Source organism: Allorhizobium sp. NPDC080224, from assembly GCF_050281005.1.
Taxonomy (GTDB): Bacteria; Pseudomonadota; Alphaproteobacteria; order Rhizobiales; family Rhizobiaceae; genus Allorhizobium.
In genome coordinates this window covers 2,802,224-2,828,304 of the sequence record NZ_JBNNWJ010000001.1, presented here as the reverse complement: position 1 = coordinate 2,828,304, position 26,081 = coordinate 2,802,224, and the positions used below count along the sequence as shown (strand labels likewise).

The window sequence follows — 26,081 nt, the reverse complement described above, 5'->3', positions numbered from 1 at the left end:
TCATCCAACGACCTGGGTTTCATTCTTTCGCTACGGCTTAATGCAGGTTTACCATTTTTCGGATTTTTGAGAAGCGCTTGAAAAATGCAAGAACAGACTGATGTGTCGCCGAGCGACGTTGCAATTGTTGGAATGGCACTTCGCGTGCCTGGTGCCGCGACAACCGACCAATTCTGGCGCAACCTGAAGGCTGGCGTGGAATCCATCCGGTCGGTTCCGGACGAGGAGGCTCTGGCAGCCGGTGAATCGGCGGCGCGGCTTCAGCATCCGAACTATGTCGCGCGCACTGCCGATGTCGCGGACATGGAATTGTTCGACGCTGAATTCTTCGGGTTAAGCCCGAAGGAGGCCGCGGTCATGGATCCGCAGCACCGCAAGTTTCTTGAGTGTGCCTGGGAAGCTATGGAGGCGGCCGGGCGCACCCCCAACACGCTGGCAGGGCCCATTGGTGTGTTCGCCGGCTGCGGCATGGGAAGCTATTTCTATTTCAATATTTGCAGCAACCCGCAACTGGTCGAGGAGACCGGTATGTTCCTGCTGCGGCATACTGGGAACGACAAGGACTTTCTCGCGACCCGGGCCTCCTTCTCATTTGATCTCAGGGGGCCAAGCGTCAATGTGCAGACGGCCTGTTCGACATCGCTGGTTGCCGTGCATTATGCTTGTCAGAGCCTCCTGAATGGGGAATGCGACATGGCCCTAGCAGGCGGTTCGACAATCGAACTGCCGCATCGCCGGGGATACGTCTTCCAGGAGGGGGAAATACTGTCGCCAGACGGACATTGTCGCCCCTTCGATCATCGCGCCGCTGGAACGGTCTTTGGTAGTGGAGCTGGGGTCGTGGTATTGCGTCGCCTGGCGGATGCGATGGCTGATGGCGACATCATTCACGGCGTAATTAAGGCGTCGGCGGTCAATAATGATGGAGCAACCAAGGCCGGCTATTTGGCGCCAAGCGTGACGGGGCAGGCGGAAGCCATAATTGAAGCGCAAGGATTAGGCGGCATTGATGCTGAGACAATCCAGTATGTGGAATGTCATGGAACAGGAACCGCTCTTGGCGATCCCATCGAGATCCAGGCGCTGACAGAAGCCTTTCGCCAAAGTACCGGCAGGACGGGGTTTTGCCATGTGGGCTCAGTCAAGTCGAACATAGGCCATCTCGATACCGCAGCCGGCGTCGTGGGCCTTATCAAGGCGACACTTGCGGTGCGGCACGGAGAGATACCGCCGACATTGGGATTTGAGAAGCCAAACCCCGCAATCGATTTCGCTAATAGTCCGTTTCTGGTCAACAGCCAAGTTGCGCCCTGGCCGGCAGTGGTTGGCCCACGACGCGCAGCTGTCAATTCCCTTGGTGTCGGCGGCACAAACGCCCATGTGATCATTGAGGAAGCGCCGCGCGCCGCTCTGAAACCCTTTGTCGATGCCGACATGGGAAACGTATTGGTGTTCAGTGCCAAGAGCCGCAAAGCCCTGGACGAGCAAGTGGCGCGGATGGCGAAGGCGCTTGCGACAGATGCCGATCTGAACATTCTGGACGCCGCTCATACGCTGTTCAGGGGCAGGAAGCACTTTGAACATCGCCGGGTCATATCTGTGCGTGGACGGGACGATGCGCTTGCCGTTTTGGGGGGGGGTGATGAAAGGCGCATTTTCTCCCACTCGGTGATTGATGGGGCGGCCGAAGCGGTCTTCATGTTCCCGGGCGGTGGCGCCCAGCACGTTGGAATGGTACGGAACCTCTATTCTAGGGAGAGGCGTTTCAAGGAGTGGATTGACGAAGGTCTCTCCTATTTGCCTCAAAAGGCTGCCGCCGAAATCCGAGCGGCCTGGTTCGGCTTAGACAGGATGGCAGACGCTGCGCAACTATTTCTCCTGCCATCACTGCAGTTGCCTGCCATCCTGATTGCCGAAATTGCCACCGCGCGCCTTTGGATGCATTGGGGACTTCGTCCATCTGCAATGATCGGTCACTCGATGGGTGAAAACGCTGCCGCATGTGTCGCGGGGGTGATGTCCTATCGCGATGTGGTCAACCTCGTTCGCTTGCGTGGCGAGCTTTTTGATAATGTCGAGCCTGGTGGCATGCTCAGCGTGCCGCTTTCCGCCGGCCAGTTGCAATCGCTGCTGCCATCGGAACTGGACCTTGCTTCTGTCAACGCACCTGAACTCTGTGTTGTATCGGGCCGGGATGCTGACCTCGATCGCTTTGCGAGCCAATTGGCCGAACAAGGTGTCGACAGCAGTCGAATTCCGATCAACATCGCAGCGCATTCCCGGATGCTCGATGCTGTCCTGCCGCGCTTCGAAGCGTTTTTACGCGGGATCCGTTTGAGTGCGCCAACCGTCCCGATCCTGTCCAATCTGACAGGTAACTACTTGTCTGACGACGATGCGCGGGACCCGCTATATTGGGTCCGGCATTTGCGCTCGACTGTCCTGTTTGCCGAGGGCATGGCCGAACTGGCTCCTGTTTCCACCCGGGTTTACATCGAAGTAGGCCCTGGTCGCTCGCTGTCGACGCTGGCAAAAGCGCAGCCGGGCATAGAGGCCAATCAGGTCATCAATACGCTTCCGCATCCCGAGCATGAGACAGACGACCATCTTCATTTTCTTTCGGCTATTGGGCGTGCCTGGGCCCTGGGCTTGCCGGTTGAGCCGGTGGAGCCGGACGCCAAGAACAGGGGCCGGCTCGTTACGTTGCCCACCTATGCCTTCCAGCAACAGCGCTATTTCATAGAGCGAAACGAGACTGTCGCGGTAAAGGACCATGCGGCAGAACTTAAGCGCCATACGGACATGAGGGACTGGGGATACAGGCCCTGCTGGCGACAAGTCGCTTCCGACACGCCGCTCGATGCAGAACTGGAACCATCATCCTGGCTGATCTTCCTTGATGAAACCGGGTTGGGCGAGCGATTGGCGGCACGCCTGCGCGACGACGGACACGAAGTGGTCACCGTGGCTGTCGGCGATGGATTTGAGCAAATCTCCCCGCGGGCCTATCAGCTATGTCCCGAGGACGGCAGGGCCGGTTATGACGCGTTGGTATCCAGCCTTGTCGAAGGAGCGGGCTTCCCAAGTCAGGTGCTCCATCTCTGGCTTTTGACTACCGATGAGACTCATCGGCGCGGATCGAGCTTTTTCGAAAGAACGCAGGAACATGGTTTCTACAGCCTCTTGCATCTCGGCCAAGCAATGGGTGACGCCGAGGTTTCGAGTGTTCACCTAACCGTCGTTGCAAATGGCATGCAGCGGCTCGGGGACGAGACCCTGCCTTATCCAAGCAAGGCAACGGTCTTCGGGCCGGCACTTGTCATGCCGAAGGAACTTGACGGAGTCACAGTTCGCGTGATCGACCTCGAGCTCCCGGCAGCCGAGCGTCAATCATGGTGGTGGCCTACAGGCCGAGCATCGCCTTCCAGAGCGGATACTTTCGCGACTGACAGTCTGGCACTCTTATGGGAAGAGCTGTGTGGGTCACCGGTAAGCGAAGTTATCGCTTATCGGCAGGGGCGTCGTTTCAAGGCGGGCCATATGCCATTGCCACTGCTGGATGCAGGTTCCAGACCGCAATTCCGCTCAGGTGGCGTCTATCTTTTGACGGGGGGGCTGGGTGATCTTTCGCTTGTCATCGCCCGAGAACTGATTGAACGCTATCAGGCGCGCCTTATCCTCGTCGGACGTACCAAGCTCCCAGAACGGAGTGAATGGCAGCTTTATCGCCGCCTGCATCGGGGCGATGACCGGATAGCGCGAGCGATCAAGGTGCTGCAGGAATTTGACGCATTGGGTGCCGAGATTTGCTATGTCGAGGCGGATGTGTGCAATGCAGAACAGATGGCGACAGCTGTTGCGTATGGCAAGCAGAAGTTCGGCGCGCTCCATGGTGTGCTGCACACGGCAGGCGTCGTGAACGACAATTTGATTCAGCTGAAGTCGCTCGACGAAATTGAGCGCGTGATGGCGCCAAAAGTGTATGGGACAGACGTATTGGACCGTCTCCTTAAAGACGAGCCGCTCGACCTCTTCATTCTTTTTTCTTCGACCAGCACCGATATCGCGCCGGCCGGCCAAGTCGATTATGTGGCGGCAAACGCCTATTTGAACGCCTATGCCGAGAGCGCGGCGTCGGCGGGTCGCCGAACTGTTGCCGTCCACTGGGGTATCTGGAACGAAGTCGGTATCGCAGCGCGTGCGGTTGGGTCAAGTCAACAGTCGCTCGGCGGGCGAAGCGATGAAGTATCCCTGAGCGCCCTGTTCGAGCGATGGGTGGAAGACAGTGACGGCAGCGTCTGGCTTGAATTCGTGGCCAGCCCCCAAAGTCATTGGCTGTGGAACGAGCATCGCCTTGTTTCCGGGCACTCCATTCTGCCAGGGACGGGATACATCGAACTCATGATGCAGGCTGCTGCAGAGTACGGATTCGGTTCCGGGGTCGACTTTGAAGATCTGGTCTTCCTGGGTATGCTCGATATAGCCGATGGAGGGACGAAGAGGGTCCGTTGCCGCATAGAGGCGCAGGAAAACGGACTGCGCGCTTTCGTGACTGCTGGTCCAGATGGTAGCGACGGCGGCCAAGACGGGTTTAGGCTCTATGCAGAAGCTAGGGTTGTTCCGCGAACCGAAGCGCGACCGGTGATAACCTCTTTCATAGCCGACCATTCTGACGGCCGTTGGATCTCGACAATTGAAGCGCCGGATGGCACGGCATTGGTCTCAGCCCAGGAGGGCAGGGTCAACTTCGGTCCGCGTTGGGCTGTTCTGCGAAAGCTCTCTCTGGGAAAGGCCGAGGCCCTCGCCACGCTTTCTTTGCCGCGAGAGTTCTTCACGGATTTGGTGGAGGGATGGCGCCTTCATCCGGCCCTACTCGACATTGCGACCGGATATGCGATGGCGCTTGTTGCCGAATATGAGAAGTCCGACACACTTTGGGCTCCGATCTCATACGGACGCATTCGCGTCTTGGGTGATCTGCCGGCCGTGATTTGCAGTCATGTAAGCCTTGCAGAAGTTGGCCAAACGCAGCAGGGATACGCGGTCTTCGATGTGACGATAGCGGATCCTGATGGACGGGTTTTACTGCAGGTTGATCGCTTCATGGTCAAGCGGTTGGCTGCCGACACCGGCTTTGCGGAGGGTGCGCAGATCGCGGCTGCAAAGACGCGGAATGCGTCAGATGGAGCTTCGTCCGCAGTGAGTGCAGACTTCGCCTTTCAGGTGAGCCTAGGAATACTGCCTTCCGAAGGGTTTGAGGTTCTGGAGCGTGCACTTGCGTCTGGCAAGACGCAGCCTATTGTCTCTTCGATAACACTTGAAACATTGATCGATAAGGCGGAGCGGCGCCGTCACGCATCGCAGCATGCGGGCGTCCAGCTTTTCGACAGACCAGATTTGGATACCGACTATGTTGCACCAGAGAGCGACACCGAACGGAGGCTTGCCCAATGCTGGAGTGAACTGCTCGGGGTAGAGCGGGTCGGCGTCCATGACAACTTCTTTGATATTGGTGGACATTCGCTGATCGCAGTGCGGCTGTTCCGGATGATCCATCAAAACTTCGGAATGGAATTGCCAATTTCAGTCCTATTTCGTGCGCCAACAATTGCTGCCTGTGCTGCCTTGATTGATGAGCAGATGCCGGCGAATACGCAAGGATCATCAAAAGAACGGGCTGATGGCCCCCCTGACGAGCTGACACACTTGGTGGCGATGAGCGACGGGCCGAAAAACTGGCGTCGTCCGATCTTCCTTTGCGCGGGAATGTTCGGCAACGTCCTGAACCTTCGATCTCTCGCCATGCAGCTGGGGCAGGAGCGACCGGTTTACTGTCTGCAGGCGCGCGGCCTCTATGCGGGGCAGGAGCCACATGAGACGTTCGAGGCAGCGGCACGAGATTGCCTGGCCGAGATTCGACGCGTGCAGCCGCAGGGTCCGTACTATCTTGGCGGTTTCTCCGGCGGCGGCTTGGTCGCGTATGAGATGGCCCTTCAATTGCAGGAAGCTGGAGAAACGGTCGCGCAGCTTTTCATGCTCGACACGCCTCTTCCGGAAAAGACGCGCCTGACACTGCTCGATCGCCTTCTGATGAAGCTGCAGGATATGCGGCGTGACCGAGTGCAATTCGCCGCGAACTGGATCAACAGCCGGCGTCGCTGGGCTAACTACCAGAAATCGAGACTAGACGCCTTGGCACAACAGCCAAAGTCGTTCGAACTTCACAACGAGCGGGTTCACGAAGCCTTCCTGCGCGCGCTGGAACGCTATCGTATCGCGCCATACGACGGAGAGGTCGTGTTGCTCCGGCCCAAACTGAAAGTCCTCTATCACATCACCGGCGGCCGGAAGTTACAAGAAGGGCGCAATATTGCGTCGCACGACAACGGCTGGTCGGCGTATTGCCCGCACCTCACCGTGATCGAGGTCCCGGGAGACCACGATAGTATGGTCCTGAACCCGAATGTCCGGGTTATGTCTGACAAGATGCGCCAGCATCTTCGCTTGGCTGACGGTGAGGCACCTCGCAAGTCTGCATAGGACAGTATTGTGCCGCATATGTCGGTGGCGTCTGCCATGCCGCCCCTCCCTCTGCTTTGGAGAGCCGAGACGGTCTGCTCTGGGCGCTGGTTAAAACCCGGTTCCGCCCTTAAGCTCGTTGCGGATCGTTGCAAAAACGATCCACAGATCGAGCCATATACTGTAGTTCTGGATGTAATACAGATCACACGCGATTCTGGCTTTAGCCTTGGAAGGTCTGTCTGTGGGACCGCGTAAACCGCGAACTTGCGCCAGTCCGGTGAGGCCTGGTCTTACCGTATGGCGTGCTCCGTAGTTAGGAACCAGTTCCTCGTATGGCCGGCCCGCAGCCATCATTCCGATTGCATGACAGCGCGGCCCCACCAGGGACATGTCGCCGATCAGTATGTTCCACAATTGTGGCAGTTCATCCATATTGGTGCGGCGAAGCCACGCTCCGACGAAAGTAAGTCGAGGATCTTGAACGGTGGTCTGCCTTCGGCCACTTGCGTCGCATTCGTCGATCTTCATCGAGCGAAACTTATGTATGACGATTACGCTACCGTCTTTACCCCATCTCTTCTGCTTGAAGAGGATCGGCCCCGGGCTATCCAGCTTAATCAATATGGCCAGGGCGAGGAGAGCAGGCAGCAAGAAAATCAGAGCGCTTGCCGAAACCACGACGTCAAACAGCCGTTTCAGCTTCGAATTGGCCGTAATTTGGGAACGTATGTTTGCTTGATGCGGCGCCAACCGAGAAAATTGGCGCCGCATATTGACAGGCCGCCGATGTGATGCCGGGAGATACGCCATAAATCACCACATGCTTGAACTAAAATGCCGAAAAATACCGCCAATGAAGTGTAGTAGGCTTCCGGTGTATTATCAACCAGTTGTTAACCTTCGCCCGGCACAGTGTTTCATTGCAATACGGATACGGCGCGTCACTGAGTTGTACCCAGAATTGGACGCGACTTGCCGCTTTTCTGTGTGGTGCAAGTGCTCGGTGCCATGATCTGTTGAAATCTGAGGCTGACTGGAGACGGGGATCCGCTCACCCCATACGCGTCACTTTTTGACGCTGGCAGTGTTGTTCGTGTCGAGCCTTGGTTCCTGACCGTGAAGGATGCCGACTGCAGCGACGACCACAAGCGACCAGCATGCTGCCGAAAAGACTGCGGCGTAGAGCAGTGCCTTCATTCGTGGGGTCATAGTCTCTCTCTACGATGGCCGACAGCTAAGAATCAAACTGTCTCAGGCAAAACCTAGCATAATTGTGTCACGCGATGGCATGTGACACAAACGGACAGGCGTCCGAGAAGTGACGGACAATTTCTCGGAGACCAATCCTGGGGGGGGAGGGACAGCGAAAGCCGCTCGATGGCGCGCACTCAGTCCTCTACGCGGGCGAAAGTGCTGCTTGCTTTTGGAAAAGTGTTGCCGAGGGAGAGAAGACGCGTTTCATGCGTGAGCGGTCCGCCCGGTTAAGGACAGCGCCTGCGAGCTTGGTGTGGAGCCGGGGATTCAGTGCTAACGCGGCGCGCAGCATATCAGTGGTCAACTGGCCCCACCCGACGACGAGCACGAAGTGATCGACTACGCGCGCGGCGGATTGTAGATCGCCCATTGCCACGAGAGGCGGCAGGTCGATTACGACCACGTCGTACATGGCGAATAGTGGCGCCAAGCGCCTGGTTACCTCTGCGCCCGACCAGTTCAGCTGAGCTGTCGGCTCCGCAGTGCCGTTGCCGAGAGGCAGGAGTTCGAGGCCCGTCCTTTCATCGACGATGACGCAATCTGCGTGGCTATCCCCACCACTCGTCAAAATGTCACAAAGACCTTCTTTTCCCCGTGCGTGGAGTAGACGGGACAGCTGGCTATCATAGAGCTGCCCATCGACCAGCAGAGTGCGTTGGCCCTGTAACATCTTCAGAGCCGCAAAGTTGGCGGCAACAGTCGTGGCACCCTCACCAGCGACGGTCGATGTAAAGCCAACGATCAACGGAGCGGCACTTCCATCCGCTTTGGTTACAGTGGCATCGACATGGCGCAGCGCATGCCGGAGTTGCGCCCCGTCATCTCTCGAAATTGCCGCCAAAACTGCGAAGCTGTGTCTGTCTCCCCGCGCACCGGGTGTACGAAGTGTTGGCAAAAGTCCCAAGCAGGGCTTGCCCACGATGCTTGTAATTTGTTCGGGGATTCTCACCTGCCTATCGATTGCCGCCAACGTTAGTATCAAGAATACTGAACTTGCTGCACCGACGCTGATCGCCGCAGCTATCAGGAAAACCCCACGAATGCTGCTCTTGTTGACCGGGGGGAGCGCTTCCGAGACGATCTGAGCCTTTGGTCCGACCTCCTGAAGTCTTTCCCTCAGCCAACTGCTCGCAGTCTCAGCGGCCTCGGACCGATCCTGATCCAGTTTCTCGAGGTAGGTTGTTGACACCGCATTGGCGACTTGCGCTGCGTATTGTGGATCCTCGGCCGTAAAGTTGATGCTGACGAGATTACTCATTCCACGGCGTTGGACCTCAAGAGCACGGCGAAATTCGTCGAGTGCCTTGGCATCCGCTAAACGCCAGATTGCCTCTTCTTCTGGCGAGGCGTCGATATTGCGGGGCTCCATCAAGCCTAGTTTTATTAGCGCTTGATGGAGGACTGTGTCGGAGCCGATGATCTGAATCTGAGTTTCCAGAAAGGTCGGATCAAACTGCATTTCAGCGAAGTATGCATCATCGCGACTTAGTGTCAGTCTCAGATTGTTGATGTTCAGCGTCGAAACCGCCGTGTACTCTGCGGGTCGCAAAAGCACGTAGGCCACGGCCGCGCCAGCGAACAACGACGTGATCAGGACTACAAGAGCAAATTTGCCAAAGACTGTGCGGAGCATCCAACGCATGTCATACATGCTACCTGGAGCGACCGGCAGCGAGTTCTGTGAAGCATCAATCAAATCGGCTGACGGCATTCTGACCTCGAATTCCAGTGTCATGAGATGGAAGGATCAAGCGGGCCGTAACGGGCGGGAGATCGTTTGGTTTGGTCGTTGCTCGGTGCGAGAGAACCGTGAAAGGAACCATTACATCCCATTCCTGCTCGACAACTCCACCTTTATGATATCTCCCGGCAGTACGGGCGTCACCTCAGTGGCTTCTATGTGCCGCATGGCATCATCGCGCCCTCGGATTATGGTGTAGCGTATCTGAGGCTGGGAGCGGGAGGAATTATCAGCGGATATCTGACCACTTTGGGCTGTGGCGCCCGCGACCAGCTGGCCCAATGTCGCCAGTTGCTGTTCGGTCTCGCGTATCATGGCGTGCGTCCGCTGCAGTCCCTCTTGTGCAGACGCTTTCCTCGCACTTTGTAGCGTTTCGATCCGTAGCCTTGCTTCCTGTACAGCCCGCTCGGCCCGGACCTTTTCAAATTCCAACTGGCGCTTTTCGCGCTGAATGTCGAAGACATCGCGCTGAAGCGGTAAGCGGCGGTTTGTCGCAAGACCGGCGTCTTCCAGCCGTGTCGCTTTGGTGACTTCCTCCTCGTAGGACAGAAGTTTGGCGCCAACGGTCTCGAGTTGCGTCACAATTGACTCGATCTCGGCCTGATGCAGCCCAACCATGGCTTCGAGCGTTTCGGTCTGCTTGCCGTGGCTTGCCTGGCTTGCCTCGAAAAGTTCCCTTTGCTCCGCCAATGCTCGAACGAACTCAGGGGAGGCATCTGAAGGTGTCGGCGGAAAGGAGCGTTCGTTCACCTCCGCCTCGTAGCGGATCTGCTCGGCGCGAAGTGTTGCCTGGCGCAGTTCGGCAACCCCGGCCTCTCCCATCCCGCTGATCGAGGTCCGCGCGAGATCCCATTCGGAAATTCCCACGGCACGGTATATGCCGCTGGCGATGCTGACGGCATTCACGACGAGCATTTCGGGTCGGTAGGCATATTCGCCGGGCGTTGTAACAGATCCCAGAATATAGAAAGGACGATAGCCAACGATGTCGATCGAGACGTCGGGAAGCTTCCTTTGTCTGGATTTTTCCTGCAACTGGGTGGCTATTGTACTGGCTAGCTCAGCTGGCGCCAAGCCGCGCGCGGGGATCTCGCCGATCAGGGGCAGCGCGACGCTTCCGTTCGCGCCGACGGCAACCTCGACATTCAGCGCCGGCCACTCCGCGACATATACCCTGACACGATCCTGCACGTCGAGCGCGTATGGTTCCGAGGCTCGGGCCGGCACAATAAGCAGTAGAAGTGACAACAGCGACATCACGATGGCCGAGGCGCCTCTCACCCTGCCGTCCCTGTTTGGACCTTCTTCATAGGGCTCTTTGATCCTGCAAAATCTCATGGGTGTCACTCGAACGCTGTCTTCTGCGAGAAACCTTCCCGCCCAAGGCCGATCTGAACCAGTTCAGAATTGCACCTGGCGGTAGTTTATAGAGAATTTTCTTTTCAAAGCGCAGTCAAATCATTTTTTGACTGCGCCGTCTTCATTATGAATTTTAACTCTTCGCTGCCTTCTTCTGTCTGGATGAAACGCCAAATATTATGCCCATGGCGATGGCCATCATATATTGTATTTCCTTGGCGTAGATTATCCATTCCAGGAAAGAATGCAGATAAACAGTTACCAAAGCCATCCCGCATCCGGTCAACAGCACGCCGTCCGCTCGATCTTTTATTCGAAAACCATTGCCGAAAGCGATCGCCACAGGGGTCAGCAGCATAAGTGAAAAGGCGAAGAGGCCGGCATATCCAGTTTCGGCCGCCGCCAGTAGATAGGCGTTGTGCACGATCGACCTGCGATTTCCTTCAAACGGCATAACGCCGCCTCGATCCGAATAACCAAAGTTCTGCGCTGCGTAGACATAGTGGTTGACCCCGATACCCATCGGGAAATCTTCCAAGATATAGGCTGAGACATTGTTGAACGCGGCCCTTTCGTCATAGGCTTCCTCGTTCAGTGGTGCTCTTTCGAAACGTTTCTCAAACGTGGCAATCACGATGGGTGCCGCCAGTGCGACGGCAAGCAGGGTGGCGGCTATGGCTGCGATCTTTCGTTGAGTGAGGCCCTGCATTGCCACAAATGCGAACGTGATGGCCATACCGATCGCGGCCGTCCCGACGGAGCCGCGCGAAGCAGTGAAGATGATGGCGAGCAGCGAAAGCATGATTGTGGGCCCAAGGTAAATCAGTCGTCTCGTTCCGGACAGAAGCATGACCAGATGTGGCACCAAGACAAAATGGATTGCCATGCCGAGCGTGTTCTGATGCGCGAAAAGCCCGGTATTCTGGGCAAGATCCAGCCCAAAGCGTTGCCACAGCACGGCAATAAAATTGGCAAAAAGGCCAATCACCATACCCTTGAATATAAGATAGGGGACGCCCTCGAAAGCGCAGGCTCGGGCAACGACGCCCAAGACAAGGAACACACGGGCGAATTGCCAGACGGCAAATCCCGCGGCCAGCGGTTCAGGTGCATAAGTCATGCTGGCCGCTGCGATGGCAAAGTAGACGAGAAACGGCAGGAAGTAGACGAGCGGCGTACGATGCGCTGGCAGGATAAGAAAGGCCATAACCGCGAGAAGGTCGATGGCCGTTACTTCGATGGCAGCCACGAAGCCGGGCCAGTCTTCCCATAAAATGATGCCGACATCAAATAGGGGGGCCGAAGAGAGCGTGAAGGGTAGTGCGCCGAAGCATAGCCAGAATATTCGTGTGAGCCAGGCGTAACGCCTGATCAACAGGGCTGCCGGAAACAGGCTCAGTAAAAGCAGGGCAACAAACGCTAGTTTCAACACGATTTCCCTTGATAGCCGTCGATCTATCGTTTCTCTTAATCTCTAGCACACTGCGTGACCGTGGAAAGGTCTTCGAACTCTATGCCTAAATCGTTTACGCATGTTCTCAGTCTCATCTTTTTAATCTTCTCGGTGCCGTATCAGGGCAACGCGGCTGGCGATCAGGGGCAGAGTTTGCGCGTCCACGAGATAACGATGGCAACGCCGGACACCATCGCAGTCGAGATTAGAGATGCTCCGTTCAAGCGCGGCGGCGTTCTGGAGCTGGAAGAGGCGGTGGATGGGCCCGTCGGATCGTGGATCCGCCACAGCGACACATGGGCGATGGTGATTGGTACTCGGCAGCGCCATCTTCGACTGGCAGATGATCCGCCGGAGGTCTTTCTCGACCGGGTGGCTTTCGACGATCCGGATAGCTACCGGCTCAACGGTGAGGCGCGCGTCGTTTCGGTGTACCGCAAGTCAATGCCATATGGCTCGGGCCTTTTCAGGGGAGATGATGGGCAGACCAAGTCCGGGGCTACGTTCAAACATTTTCTGTACCTGAAGTTGGATCACGCTCTTGAGCCGGGGATGTATCGGATAGACTGGCCCGACGGCCGGTTACCGCCCGAGACCTTCAGTTTTGACCCCTTGAAGACGCGTGCATTGGCGCTGCGCACCACGCAGGTCGGTCATGCTGCTGCGGATGTATCAAAGACTGCCTATCTGTCTCTCTGGATTCCAAATGGTCCGGACAACGGTGCGGTCGACTTCGGTCAGTATGGGATCAAGACGTTCTCCGTCATTGATAACGGCGGGACTCCCGTGTTTTCTGGTGCCGTGCGCCTTCGAACGCGGCCTTCGGATCCCGAACCCGGAAATGGTCTGCCTGCATCATTGGTCGACTACGTCGCCGGCGCCCCACGGCAGTTGGATGGCTTCCGGCCAGGACCGACCCCTTATGTTGAAGCGGACGGTCATGGGCTGATCGAGGGACAACGCGTTCTCTTTCAACGTCTGCAAGGGGACCAGGACGCCTCGGCGTTGGCAGCCACCGTGCTTCGGGTCGATGAACAGGGTTTTGCCGTTACCGATATGGAGAGGCCTTTTCCTGAGGTCATCGCGCCGGGTGCGACATTTGCGCCAACCTACAAGGCCAATAGAGCCGGGACATTCGTCTTCGAGCTGGATTATTCCGAATGGGTACCGCAAGGACCGGGCCGCTACCGGCTCGCCGTTCCAGGGCTGGGGGTGAGTGATCACTTCGAGGTGGCCAATGATCAATGGCTTCGGCTTGGCGCGGTGGGCTTCTCTGGCCTCTATCATCACCGCAGCGGTATCGCACTCGATGGACGTTTTGGCTATCGAAGGCCAAGTGCATTCCGTCCTCTTGGCGGCTTTCAAATACTTGAAAGCGCCTTGCCACTGCTCTGGTCGTCAAACTGGCCCAATGGCTTCGTGTCGCTCGATGACGGGCTGAAAGGTGCGTGGAATTCCGGACGTCCGGCCTCTGAGGACTATTGGGGCGGGTACATGGATGCAGGCGACTGGGACAGACGCATCCAGCACCTGGCCATCTCCGACGCTTTCCTGGATCTTTGGGAGCAACTGCCACAGGAAAAGCGCGCCGTCGAGCTGGGCATTCCGAAATCAGGCGATGTTCTGCCGCTCGCAGAGTATGCAAGTCTCGACGGAGTGAGTGACCTCATTCATGAGGCTGTCTGGAACATCGATTTCTACCGTCGTCTGCAGATGCCCGATGGTCGGGTTCGCGGAGGTGTGGAAAGTGCTGGCCACCCGCTGCTGGGCACAACGAGCTACCTGGAGCATCTTCCGGTTTATGCCTATGCGCCCGATGTCGTGTCCACCTATCGCTACGCGGCGTCTGCGGCCCGGCTGTCGCGGATCTTGGGTGAGCTAAAACTTGCGGAACTTGCTGGTATCTATCGGGCCAGCGCGCTGGCTGCATGGCATGCAGCAGAGGACGGCTTTTCAGAACCTGACAGGTTCTACGAAGAGGCGATTGGGGCCGCAAATGAAATGGACGGTTGGGGAGGCGCGTCCTGGGATGAGCGCAAGCCGGCAATTCAAGCGGCGGCGGCCGAGTTTCGAGCAGCGGCGGCAGCTTCCCTTTTTCGGCTGGACGGAAGTCGCCAGTTTGCCGAGATCTTCGAGGCCGGATGGCGGAACGGGCGGGAGCTCTATTTTCACAAGGGTGACGCAGCCTGGGACTATTACCGGAGTGCTGGAGCCGATCCAGCCATTCAGCGTCAGATCGAAGAAACTGTAATCCAGGAAACGAGTTTACTCCTGTCTGGCCAGTCTACCTCCAGTTATCCGAGTATGAAGCACCCCTATGCGCCGGCCGGATGGGGCCAGGGCGGGCCGCCTGACTTTTCCCAGAGCCAGTTAGTGTTCAGGGCCTATCAGATCAATCGCAACCCTGAAATCCTGGCGCTCATCCAACAGACATTGCACGGCCTGCATGGCGCCAACCAACTGGGACTAAGCTTCACGACCGGTTTGGGCGTGCGACAGATCGAGCATCCCCTGCATGAAGATCATCGAGCCATGGGCGTTCCGGCACCAAGCGGGATCACGATATATGGATGGGCGCCGCAGAGCGCTTCTGCTTATGGATGGGTTTTTGGCCCGGAGTGGTCTCCCTTGCCGGAAGTTGGTGACCCCAGCGTCATAGGGCACAGGCGCATCGAGCCGCAGCGTTTTGCCCTGCCGTATTTCGAGTATCTGGTGGAGCACCCTGCCGTCATCATTCAGCAGGAATACACCGTCGATCAAGCCATAGGGCCGATCGCCTTTCTCGCTCTCTTCCTCGACGCAGAGGCGGCGCGTTGAAGGCAAAATCCTGGAATGAAATGCGTTAGCCTCCCACTTGTCGGGGCAAGCAAGGGCGGGCAGTTTGGTATCCCTGTCCTGGCGCGCGACAAACTTTAACCAGCGCGAAGTGGCGTTGTCTTGCTTGCGATCACGCCGCTGCGTTTCATGATTTCTTTCAAACATAGCCACGCCAATGGCGGCACTGAATAGACATACCGTCGCCATAGACGCTTCGGGTCCGACAGGAGACGATAAAGCCATTCCAGTCCAAGGCGTTGCATAAGCGCTGGTGCACGCGTTTGAAGATCCGTTATGAACTCGAGCGATGCACCGCAACAGATACAAATGCCGCTTGCTTGTTTGCTTTTCGAGATCTCATGGGCGAGGAGCTCCGACTGTGGAGAGCCCACGGCGATGAACACGAAGTCTGTTTCGCTCTCGGTCACGAAACGGACGCATGCTTCCATAGCTTCAGGCTTGCTGATCAAGCCCTGTGGTGGCACGTGGCATCGAAAATCGATTTCTGGGAAGCGCTCGGCCATTCGGCTGCCGACCTCGGCATAGGGAGCAATCAGTACAACCTTGTCATGAGGGCGAATTCTCTCATGGAAGAGGTGCGAGGTGAGGTCTGAACCGGTCACCAAGGTCATGCGGATGCCCAGCAACCGGGCGACCCAGTAAATGGGCTTGCTGTCGCATAGCGAGAGCCATGAAGCCTTGTAGATTTCCTTCAATCTCAAATTACCGCGCATTCGGACGACGTGATCGACATTCGGAGTGACCACGTAGCGAAATTGCCCGGATCGCCGCTCGGCTTCGATGCAATCGACGACTTCATGAAACGTCAAGAAATCATAGGGAACGTCCATGAATATCTGTTTCTCGTCGGCGTCAACCGTCGCAGTTTTCCTTAACGCAATCATGTCACACCAACAAAAAATCGAAAGGAGGTTTCTCTTTTAATGTTACCTGTAATGTGTATTCCGTCAATCAAGAATAGTAGATCGTTTTAGATTCCAGTTTTTCTGTCATTCAAATTGACTGAGGAACGTGTCTGTCTGTTGCGGATAAGTTACGGGCTCGTTCAACATCGACGTCATGGACGATGCGCCGGAGATTGACGGCACTGCGGCTGCGATCACGATCACGGTCGATGAAGATGACATCGACACCCCGACCTCGCTTGGCACGTCGCCGGATGATGGTGCAGGCAAGGACTTCTCCTTCACGGGGCCTGCGGGTGACGGCGGTGCTGGCCCTGCGAATGCGACATCGGTTGGGACGCTTGCAGGTCTTGTGAAGGGTGGCGCGGATGAAGCTGTATCCTTCGGCTTCATCGACAAGGCAACGATGCGGGGCTATCTGGAAGGTCTGAAGCTGATGTCAGGCGAGAAGCCGCTCGGCTTTGACCTCGACGAGGCTGGCAAGATTGTCGGTTTTGTGAACAAGCAGGGAAATGGCCAGGCTGTTCCGGGCGAGGATTACAATTCTGGTGATGACCGTTTGGTGTTCGAGTTCGTCTTGAACCCGAACGGCACGTTCACGTTCAATCTGCATGATCAGCTGGACCACAAGGGGCAGACGGTTGGCCTCTCGGCTGACAAGAACTCTCTGACGATCGACTTCGGCGCAGTTCTGCAGGGGACCGACAAGGACGGCGACAGCGTGACGCTGACGAACCTGGTGAAGGTCAATGTGACGGACGATGCGCCGGAGATTGACGGCACTGCGGCTGCGATCACGATCACGGTCGATGAAGATGACATCGACACCCCGACCTCGCTTGGCACGTCGCCGAATGATGGTGCAGGCAAGGACTTCTCCTTCACGGGGCCTGCGGGTGACGGCGGTGCTGGCCCTGCGAATGCGACATCGGTTGGGACGCTTGCAGGTCTTGTGAAGGGTGGCGCGGATGAAGCTGTATCCTTCGGCTTCATCGACAAGGCAACGATGCGGGGCTATCTGGAAGGTCTGAAGCTGATGTCAGGCGAGAAGCCGCTCGGCTTTGACCTCGACGAGGCTGGCAAGATTGTCGGTTTTGTGAACAAGCAGGGAAATGGCCAGGCTGTTCCGGGCGAGGATTACAATTCTGGTGATGACCGTTTGGTGTTCGAGTTCGTCTTGAACCCGAACGGCACGTTCACGTTCAAGCTGCATGATCAGCTGGACCATAAGGGGCCAACGGTTGGCCTCTCGCCTGACAAGAATTCCCTGAAGATCGACTTCGGCGCAGTTCTTCAGGCGACCGACAAGGATGGCGACAGCGTGACGCTGACGAACCTGGTGAAGGTCAATGTGACGGACGATGCGCCGGAGATTGCCGGCACTGCGGCTGCGATCACGATTGCGGTCGATGAAGACGACATCAACACCCCGACTTCGCTGGGCACGTCGCCGAATGGCGGTGCTGGCCCTGCGAATGCGACATCGGTTGGGACGCTTGCAGGTCTTGTGAAGGGTGGCGCGGACGAAGCTGTTTCGTTCGGCTTCGTCGACACGGCGACGATGCGGACCTATCTTGAAGGTCTCAAGCTGATGTCAGGCGAGAAGCCGCTTGGCTTCGATCTGGATGAGGCCGGCAAGATCATCGGTTTTGTGAACAAGGAAGGCGAGCCTTCTCCGGGTCAGGACTACAATTCGGGTCCCGATCGCCTTGTGTTCGAGTTCATCTTGAACCCGAACGGCACGTTCACGTTCAAGCTGCATGATCAGCTGGACCATAAGGGGCCAACGGTTGGCCTCTCGCCTGACAAGAATTCCCTAAAGATCGACTTCGGCGCAGTTCTTCAGGCGACCGACAAGGATGGCGACAGCGTGACGCTGACGAACCTGGTTAAGGTCAATGTGACGGACGATGCGCCGGAGATTGCCAGCACTGCGGCTGCGATCTCGATTGCGGTCGATGAAGACGACATCAACACCTCGACTTCGCTGGGCACGTCGCCGAATGGCGGTGCTGGCCCTGCGAATGCGACATCGGTTGGGACGCTTGCAGGTCTTGTGAAGGGTGGCGCGGACGAAGCTGTTTCGTTCGGCTTCGTCGACACGGCGACGATGCGGACCTATCTTGAAGGTCTCAAGCTGATGTCAGGCGAGAAGCCGCTTGGCTTCGATCTGGATGAGGCCGGCAAGATCATCGGTTTTGTGAACAAGGAAGGCGAGCCTTCTCCGGGTCAGGACTACAATTCGGGTCCCGATCGCCTTGTGTTCGAGTTCATCTTGAACCCGAACGGCACGTTCACGTTCAAGCTGCATGATCAGCTGGACCATAAGGGGCCAACGGTTGGCCTCTCGCCTGACAAGAATTCCCTGAAGATCGACTTCGGCGCAGTTCTTCAGGCGACCGACAAGGATGGCGACAGCGTGACGCTGACGAACCTGGTGAAGGTCAATGTGACGGACGATGCGCCGGAGATTGCCAGCACTGCGGCTGCTGGGGTGGTCTCTGAAGACGGTGTTAAAACCGCGACGGGTTCGATCGGCGTCAAATGGGGAGCCGACGACGGTGCGACTAAGGATCTGACTCTCGCTCCGTCGGTGGTTGTCAAGGATCAGGATGGGAATGCAGTTAACCTGAAGTCCAACGGCGAAGACGTTCAGGTCGCACTGGTGGGCGCCCTACTGATCGGTTATCTCGGCACGACCGCCCCGAGCGCTGCATCGGACGCGAACGTTGTGTTCACCGTCACCGTCGACAAGGCTACGGGACAGTATTCGTTTATGCTGAAACAGGCGCTGGACCATGCACCCCCAAATTTGACCAGCAAAACGCAGTATCTCGATTTATTGTTGATTTCCACTGAGAGCTGACCCGGCGTTTCCACCGAGAATTGACCCGCCTTTAGGTATCGTTCGTGTTGTTGGTCGGGGTCAAGTTCCTGCGTTTCTCCTTTGATGTTTTGGGCTGATGCGCCGAGCTGTTCTTGAAGCGGAAGCTATCGTTTCCGGTTTCGAGGATGTGGCAGTGGTGGGTGAGCCTGTCGAGCAGCGCGGTGGTCATCTTTGCGTCTCCGAAGACGCTTGCCCATTCACTGAAGCTGAGGTTGGTGGTGATAATGACGCTGGTGCGCTCGTACAGCCTGCTCAGCAGATGGAAGAGCAGCGCCCCACCTGAAGCGCTGAATGGCAGGTATCCCAGCTCGTCGAGAATGACGAGATCGGAGTGAACGAGCCGATTGGCGATCTGTCCCGACTTGCCTTGCGCCTTCTCTTGCTCGAGCGCGTTGACCAGTTCGACCGTCGAGAAGAATCTCACTCGCTTGTGGTGATGCTCAATGGCCTGAACGCCGAGCGCGGTGGCAATGTGCGTCTTGCCCGTGCCAGGTCCGCCGACCAGTACGATGTTGTTGGCCTCATCGAGGAAGTCGCAGCGATGGAGTTGCTGTACGAGAGCCTCGTTGATCTCGCTGCTGGTAAAGTCGAAGCCATTCAGGTCGCGGTACGCTGGAAAGCGTGCGGTCTTGAGCTGATAGGCCGTTGATCGAACCTCGCGCTCCGCCGTCTCTGCCTTGAGAAGCTGCGACAGGATCGGAAGGGCAGCCTCGAACGCGGGTGATCCCTGCTCGGTAAGCTCTCCGACTGCCTGAGCCATGCCATGCATCTTCAACTGCCGCAGCATGATGACGATCGCGCCGCTTGCTGGATTATGACGCATGGCGAGCCTCCATCTTTCTCAATGTATCGTATCGTTCAACATTGGCCTTGGGTTCGTTGGTGAGTGTCAGTGCCTGTGGCGCGTCGAGGGTCGGCGGCGTGAAGGATTTACCGTCAACGAGCCGATGCAGCAGGTTCAGCACATGCGTCTTGGTCGGAACGCCAGACTTCAGCGCCATGTCGACGGCAGACAGGACTGCCTGCTCGTCGTGCTGAAGAACGAGGGCCAGGATATCGACCATCTCTCGATCGCCACCCGGCTTCTTGAGCAGGTATTGCTGCAAGGTCCGGAATGCATCGGGAAGCTCGATGAACGGTGCGCCGTTGCGAAGAGCGCCGGGCTTGCGCTGCACCACCGCCAGATAGTGACGCCAGTCATAGATGGTCTGTCCTGGCCGATCATGGGAACGATCGATGACGCGACGGTGCTCGCAGACGATCTGGCCTTCTGCCGCGACGACAACCCGATCCGGGTAGACCCGGAGGCTCACCGGGCGATTGGCGAAGGATGCCGGAACGCTGTAGCGATTGCGCTCCAGATGCACGAGGCAGGTGGGCGTGACCCGCTTCGTATATTCGACGAACCCGTCGAACGGCCTGGTGAGCGCCATGAGAGCTGGGACTTCCTCGGCCCAGATGTCGGCAATAGTGCCACGCATCTGACCGTGGGGCGTCTTAGCCCAGAACTCCTTGCAACGGGCCTCGAGCCAATCGTTCAAGGCCTCCAGTGATGGAAAGCGCGGGATCGGTTGAAAGAAGCGATGACGCGCATCCTGCACGTTCTTCTCGACCTGTCCCTTCTCCCAGCCGGAAGCCGGATTGCAGAACTCGGGCTCGAACACATAATGGCTGGCCATCGCCATGAAGCGGACGTTGACGTCGCGCTCCTTGCCACGACCGACCTTGTCGATCGCCGTGCGCATGTTGTCGTAGATGCCGCGACCAGGAATGCCACCGAAGACACGGAAGGCATGGTTATGGGCATCGAACAGCATCTCGTGCGTCTGCAGGAGGTATGCCCGGACGATGAAGGCCCTGGAGTAGCTCAGCTTCGTGTGGGCGATCTGCAGCTTGGTGCGCTCATTGCCAATGATCGCCCAATCTTCCGACCAGTCGAACTGGAAGGCCTCGCCGGGTTCGAACGCCAAGGGCACAAATGTCCCGCGGCCCGTCGTCTGCAATTCCCTCTGACGATCATCGCGCCATTCCCGCGCAAAGGCAGCCACACGATTGTACGACCCCTCGTAGCCGAGGCTGACAAGATCAGCGTGTAGCTGCTTCATCGTCCGCTTCTGCTTGCGGCCTTTCTTAGACTCCGTCTTCAGCCAGGCCGATAGACGATCTGCAAACGGATCAAGCTTGCTCGGCCTCTCCGGCACGTTGAACTTCGGCTCCACGTCGCCGGCGCGCAGATATTTGCGGATGGTATTCCGGGACAAGCCGGTCCTGCGGCAAATCTCCCGGATCGATAGATGCTCTCGAAAATGCCAGCGTCGGATTACGCTCAGTAACGCCATGTCGATCACTCCAGAGCCCCCGCTGAAAACATGCGAGGGACGGTTGAAACATGGGTCAATTCTCAATGGAAATATCGGGCTGCGCCGGGTCAGCTCTCAGTGGAAATCAACAGTCCGCACCCTGTCGCAGGCTTTGACGCTACGTTACGACAAGGTGCTGTTCATTCTCGATCCGACCGAGATCTCGCAGCCACTGGCTGGGCAGAAGGTCGTCGTCTGTGATTACCCGGACGGCAGGCTGGAGATCATGCATCAGAGCTTTTCCCTGCCCTACAGAACTTTCGACAAATTACGGTCTGTGCATCGAGCGCAGGTCGTCGACAACAAGCGGCTGGATGACATGCTGTCGATCGTTGCTGAGATGCAGGCCGGGCGCCAACTTGAGCGCAGCAAGAGCGGCCCATCCCGGACGGGTCAGAAAGATCATATGTTTGGCATTCGGGACGGCAGCATTGGAAACGGTTATCAGAAGCGCGGCCGCAAGTCCGGCCCTCGGACGGATTTCATGAACGATCCGGAAGTCATCGCCAAAAGGAAGAAGGCTTTGGCGCGCATGGAAGCCGCAGAATGACGTTAGCTATTCTCAAAGCTAAAGCCGAAGCGGAGTTCCCACCCGCCCCGATCTGATCTTGCAAGCGGGTCTGCCGCTCAGATCGGGGCTGATCGGCAGCGCGAGTGTCGCGTTTCTAACTGGCTAGTGAGCACGCACCTCTAATCAGCTTTGACAAGGGCTAACTTTAGCCCTCTCAACGTGGAAATTATGCAAGTCTCAGTGCAATCAGGCCCCCGCAACCAATGCGCAGTCATTTGATCAGATCTTCAGGCTGAACCCCAAGGGCGTGGGCCAACTTCTCAAGAACCTCGATACTCGGGCTGTAAACAGCCCTCTCTAGAGAACTGACATAGGTTCGGTCGATGCTCGCTAGGTGAGCCAATTCTTCCTGCGACAGGCCTTTTGCCTGCCGCGATTTCCGCAGATTTTTGGCGAACAGTTCACGAATTCCCATACCTCACGAAAATCGTTTGTAGAGTATTCGGCTACGGAGTATTCTCTACAAACGGCGCGTGCTGCTGCTATTGCGGCAGTCTCGCGTATGCAGTTTGGGATAGTGTTTATGGAACTTCGCCAACTCTCCTACTTTGTCGCTGTCGCTGAAGAGCTGCATTTCGGTCGTGCCGCCATGAGGGTGAACATCGCCCAGCCGGCGCTGAGCACACAGGTCCAGGCGCTGGAGAAGGGGCTTGGTGTGCAGCTTTTGACCCGCTCGACGCGCAAGGTCGAACTGACGCGGGCAGGGGAGGTGTTCTACGATCGCTGTGTCAGGATGCTGGGGGAGCTTGATCTCTCCGCGGAGATGGCACGTGCGGCAGGAGGGGGCACCATGCGGGAGATCAGGATCGGGACGATCTATCCGGCAACGACGGGAGTCCTGCCGGCGTTCCTCGCCCGCATCGGTCGGAAGTTTCCCGCTATTCGCCTGCATGTGTCGAATGGTTCGACATCGGAGATCATCCGCCAGCTGGAATGCGGCAAGTTGAACCTAGGCTTCATCCGTCCTGTCGAAAACATCGGGTCCCTGCGCTTCTTCTCGATTGCCCATGAGCGCTATCTGCTGGCGGTGCCGTTGGGAAACCCGCTAGCCTCAAAGCACGAGGTGACGATCGAGGATCTGAAGGCCGAGAAAATCATCGCCTTCAGGCGACAGAACCTGTCCTACACCGAGCGCTACTTTGCAGAGACTTTCCAAGAGCACGGGCTGAATGACAATGTCGCCTATACCTGTGACGACACCTTCTCGCTGATCTCGCTCGTCTCTTCCGGGCTTGGTGTCGGTTTCGCGCCCGAATGGACAGGAGATCTGCCGGGCAGGGACGTGGTGCTGAAGAAGGTAACGGGCATTGATCTGAAGATCGGGCTCGGTGTTGCCTGGAGCAAGGATGATCCAACGGCGGCACGTGACGACATCATCGATATTGCAAAGACATTGGGGCGGTCGGGCAGGTGAGGGCCGCAGTTGGTGCGGCTTCTCCGACGAAGCTGACGGCCCTTCAAGCGGAACGCCATGGCCGGGGGAAGGCGGTCCCGCCTGACCCTGAGGGGTCGCTATGCTCAGGCTCCTGCGGCTTCCCTTTGTCCGGCCCTGACGTGTCGAGAATTCCCGCTTTCGCGCCCTGCGGTCGCCGCGATGCTGAAAGCTCCGATGTTCTTCATTGTCTGACCCGGATCTCGCGCAGGCGCGGCTTTGATCCGGGTCGGTCTTGGGCGGCTGTGCCTGCAAGTGCCGGCCTCTGACCGGTGTTCAGCAGGATCATCGCCTCGCTGGGAAGCCGCATGATCTCATCGGGTGTGATCAGGTCGCGCGCCACGACATGTTCGCTCGACGTATTCGCCGGTGGCTTCCACGGTAGTTGCGGACTGCTCCATGAGTTCGTCATGTGATGGGCATCCATGCGGCCGATGGTCTTTGCGATCAAGCTTGCCGTCTCGATGTCGTTGACCCCGAACACTTGGCATACGCTGGCATTGGAAAGGAAGGTGCCATCCCGCCCGCCGTATGTGGCGCGCAGCTGATGCATGTCCTGGAGGATCGGCCAGAGCTGCACACCATATCCCGCCATCAGGCCCATGGCGCGTTCGACCGGTGCGAGATGGCCAAGGGCGGCAAACTCGTCGAGCAGATAGAGCACGGGTTTGGCCGGTGTCATCGGATCGCGCGCCATGTCGGTCAGGCTTTGGGTGATCAGCAGTCTCAGCCATCGCGAATAGGTCGAGAGACGATCCGGCGGCAGGACGAGGAAGACTGTGGCGGGCTGGTGCTTCAGATCGGTGAAGCGGAAGTCCGATTGCTTCAGCACCTCCACCATGCGCGGACTGTCGAGGAAATGCGTGTGGCGCTGGGCAGCCGACAAGACGCCCGCCGCTTCCCGGTCCGCCTTGCCCAGATGACGATTGGCGGCCCGGGCAATCAGGCCGTTTGCTTCATGCATCTGCTGCATTCGCTTTAGCAGATCTGTGAAGCTTTGCGGGTCGGCGGTCAGATGTCGGCGCAGCGTTCCGAGATGCCGCTCGTCGGGTGGAGCCGTTGCGACAATCATCAGGATCAGCCCCGATATCAGCGCGTTTGCTTCCTCATTCCAATGGGCTTCTCCCGCCACGCCCGGTCCATCGAAGACGAGGGCATCGGCTAGCGTGCCGGCATCTTCGGCCAGATCGAGCCCATCAGGATCGAGATGGTCGAGCGGATTGAATGCCGCGGTCTGGGAGCCGGTACTACCGAAGGGATCGAGCACGTGCACCGGACCGAACATCATTCTTGCACGCGCCGTGATCCTGGCATTCTCTCCCTTGGGATCGATGCAGATGACCGAGCGATTGGCGGTCAGCAGATTGGGAATGATCGTACCGACATCCTTGCCGGTTCTGGTCGGTGCCATGGTGAGCAGGTGCCCTGGTCCGTCAAGGCGCTGCAGCTTGCGCGAATGGGGATCGCGCCCGATCAGCAGGCCGTCATCGCTCTTCGTGAGGCGTGCCAGCTCCTTCGGTCGCCCAGCCGGCAGAGCCATGGATCGCTGATGGCCGGGCTCTGACCAAGAATGGAAACACGAGGCCGGTGAATGCCAGGATCAGCGGCACGTACTTCAGCACGTCGGGCAGGACGCGACTGAGCCATCCCCGCTCTTCGTCCGGAGTTGTGCTGGATCACCACATCCACCCCGAGGATGACCGAGATCAGGATGTAGCCCAGAAACAACCCGACCAGAGCAAGCTTGATACCCAGACCCAGCAGACGAAGTCGATCGAACAGGGTCATGACTGCTGCTCCCGTCTGTGGCCTCGTCCGGGTTGGCTGTCCCGAGGATATCGTCGAACAGCTCCCGATCCTTCTCCCGCATCAGAAGCCCCGCCAGTTCGGCACGCAGCCACTCTTCGAGTCGGCCAGTGAGATAGCGGTCCGGTTGGCGCTCGATCCGATCGAGCACGAGTGTCCCGATCAGGATCTTGCGTCTCGTATCCCGGGCACGCTCTTCTCTGCCAAGGCGTGCCACCAGCATCTGCTTGCGGGCTTCCAGCTGTCGCAGTCTTTCCTGAATGCTTCGTCTGGTCATCGCATCGTTCTCCGCGTCGTCGGTTCGAAATGAAACTTAATTCGACGCGCAGGCGGCAAGTCCCGCAAGGTACAAATCTGTCATCGGTCGCGATCTGCGAAGCCGCATCCCAACTGCTGGCGAGGTAAGCGAAGCAATCAACAAGGGCACGGCTACGCGACGACGATCCATAAGCCGCAATGGGCAACGGTCGACCGGGCGGTTGTCATGGCATCCACCACCATGCACCGGCATCTGACCTATGTGGCGATGACCAGGCACCGGGATGCTGTGGGGCTCTATGCCGGGCGCGATGAGCTGAAGGATCTGGAGGCTCTCTCGATGAGCCTCGGTCGCGCGGGGCGCCAAGGAGACGATGCTCGATTACACGCATGCCTTTGCCGCACGGCGTGGGCTGGGCGAAGGCATTACTGTCAGGAGCGGTCCTGGACATTGCTGCCAACCGGGCTGACGATCGGCCGGCGGCTCACTACGGCGCTATGGGGAAGCGCGTTCGCTCGCCGGCCGTTCGGCAGCCCTTGGAAGCCCCGACCTGGTCCGACAGCGGTCAGAGGGGTGTGGGTCAGGAACTCGGGGTGCCGCTTGATGAAAGGGAAACGCTCCAAACCCTTTCGCAACCGCTTTCGGATGGCTGGTAACTCGGCCTTCGACCTTGCTGCCTACCGCCCGCGTCGTA

The 26,081-nt window shown here is 57.9% G+C and carries 14 protein-coding genes and 3 pseudogenes; 7 read left to right on the top strand and 10 right to left on the bottom strand.

The features are described from left to right. Window positions 1-84: 84 nt before the first annotated feature. Complete coding sequence (locus tag ACQKP1_RS13960; protein ID WP_427275702.1) at window positions 85-6,540, top strand: SDR family NAD(P)-dependent oxidoreductase; 6,456 nt, start codon at window positions 85-87, stop codon at window positions 6,538-6,540. 90 nt (window positions 6,541-6,630) lie between these two features. Here ACQKP1_RS13960 and ACQKP1_RS13955 read toward each other — a convergent pair whose 3' ends face one another. The 5 genes from ACQKP1_RS13955 to ACQKP1_RS13935 all read right to left on the bottom strand — a co-directional run bounded on the left by ACQKP1_RS13955 (window position 6,631) and on the right by ACQKP1_RS13935 (window position 12,305). Beyond that, entirely contained in the window at window positions 6,631-7,293 is a 663-nt protein-coding gene (locus ACQKP1_RS13955) for a sugar transferase (protein WP_427275701.1), read from the bottom strand. A gap of 294 nt (window positions 7,294-7,587) precedes the next feature. Continuing rightward, entirely contained in the window at window positions 7,588-7,731 is a 144-nt protein-coding gene (locus ACQKP1_RS13950) for a hypothetical protein (protein WP_427275700.1), read from the bottom strand. 187 nt (window positions 7,732-7,918) lie between these two features. Further along, window positions 7,919-9,511 carry a Wzz/FepE/Etk N-terminal domain-containing protein gene (locus ACQKP1_RS13945; RefSeq protein ID WP_427275699.1) on the bottom strand — a complete coding sequence of 531 codons (1,593 nt, stop codon included), beginning with the start codon at window positions 9,509-9,511 and terminating at the stop codon, window positions 7,919-7,921. A gap of 87 nt (window positions 9,512-9,598) precedes the next feature. Next, window positions 9,599-10,774, bottom strand: a complete 1,176-nt coding sequence (locus ACQKP1_RS13940; RefSeq protein WP_427276455.1) for a polysaccharide biosynthesis/export family protein — start codon at window positions 10,772-10,774, stop codon at window positions 9,599-9,601. A 235-nt stretch (window positions 10,775-11,009) separates the two neighbouring features. Next, entirely contained in the window at window positions 11,010-12,305 is a 1,296-nt protein-coding gene (locus tag ACQKP1_RS13935; RefSeq protein WP_427275698.1) for an O-antigen ligase family protein, read from the bottom strand. A gap of 198 nt (window positions 12,306-12,503) precedes the next feature. On the opposite strand from ACQKP1_RS13935, the gene ACQKP1_RS13930 reads away from it, so the two are divergent. Further along, the gene (locus ACQKP1_RS13930; protein ID WP_427275697.1) at window positions 12,504-15,146 is read left to right on the top strand and encodes a glycoside hydrolase family 9 protein; all 2,643 of its coding nucleotides are present in this window, start codon (window positions 12,504-12,506) and stop codon (window positions 15,144-15,146) included. 95 nt (window positions 15,147-15,241) lie between these two features. Here ACQKP1_RS13930 and ACQKP1_RS13925 read toward each other — a convergent pair whose 3' ends face one another. Further along, window positions 15,242-15,997, bottom strand: a complete 756-nt coding sequence (locus tag ACQKP1_RS13925) for a WecB/TagA/CpsF family glycosyltransferase (protein WP_427275696.1) — start codon at window positions 15,995-15,997, stop codon at window positions 15,242-15,244. 229 nt (window positions 15,998-16,226) lie between these two features. On the opposite strand from ACQKP1_RS13925, the gene ACQKP1_RS13920 reads away from it, so the two are divergent. After that, entirely contained in the window at window positions 16,227-18,938 is a 2,712-nt protein-coding gene (locus tag ACQKP1_RS13920; RefSeq protein WP_427275695.1) for a DUF5801 repeats-in-toxin domain-containing protein, read from the top strand. Between the two features lie 31 nt (window positions 18,939-18,969). Here ACQKP1_RS13920 and istB read toward each other — a convergent pair whose 3' ends face one another. Beyond that, entirely contained in the window at window positions 18,970-19,782 is an 813-nt protein-coding gene (istB, locus tag ACQKP1_RS13915) for an IS21-like element helper ATPase IstB (protein WP_427275694.1), read from the bottom strand. After that, on the bottom strand, window positions 19,772-21,298 hold the full coding sequence (istA, locus tag ACQKP1_RS13910; protein WP_427275693.1) for an IS21 family transposase: 1,527 nt from the start codon (window positions 21,296-21,298) through the stop codon (window positions 19,772-19,774). The genes istB and istA overlap by 11 nt, the downstream gene beginning before the upstream one ends. A gap of 103 nt (window positions 21,299-21,401) precedes the next feature. Here istA and ACQKP1_RS13905 point away from each other — a divergent pair. Further along, window positions 21,402-21,869, top strand: a pseudogene (locus tag ACQKP1_RS13905) (ISNCY family transposase); the annotation flags it as partial. A gap of 232 nt (window positions 21,870-22,101) precedes the next feature. Here the strand turns inward: ACQKP1_RS13905 and ACQKP1_RS13900 are convergent. Beyond that, entirely contained in the window at window positions 22,102-22,305 is a 204-nt protein-coding gene (locus tag ACQKP1_RS13900; protein ID WP_427275692.1) for a helix-turn-helix domain-containing protein, read from the bottom strand. A 108-nt stretch (window positions 22,306-22,413) separates the two neighbouring features. Here ACQKP1_RS13900 and ACQKP1_RS13895 point away from each other — a divergent pair, with 108 nt between their 5' ends. Then, window positions 22,414-23,304, top strand: a complete 891-nt coding sequence (locus ACQKP1_RS13895) for a LysR family transcriptional regulator (protein WP_427275691.1) — start codon at window positions 22,414-22,416, stop codon at window positions 23,302-23,304. Between the two features lie 202 nt (window positions 23,305-23,506). On the opposite strand, the pseudogene ACQKP1_RS13890 reads toward ACQKP1_RS13895, so the two are convergent. Further along, window positions 23,507-24,866, bottom strand: a pseudogene (locus tag ACQKP1_RS13890) (type IV secretory system conjugative DNA transfer family protein); the annotation flags it as partial. 242 nt (window positions 24,867-25,108) lie between these two features. On the opposite strand from ACQKP1_RS13890, the gene ACQKP1_RS13885 reads away from it, so the two are divergent. Both ACQKP1_RS13885 and ACQKP1_RS13880 read left to right on the top strand, forming a co-directional pair. Further along, window positions 25,109-25,438: a hypothetical protein gene (locus ACQKP1_RS13885; protein ID WP_427275690.1), complete on the top strand. Its 330-nt coding sequence runs from the start codon at window positions 25,109-25,111 to the stop codon at window positions 25,436-25,438. A 114-nt stretch (window positions 25,439-25,552) separates the two neighbouring features. Then, window positions 25,553-25,802: pseudogene (locus tag ACQKP1_RS13880) on the top strand (hypothetical protein); the annotation flags it as partial. Window positions 25,803-26,081 lie beyond the last annotated feature (279 nt).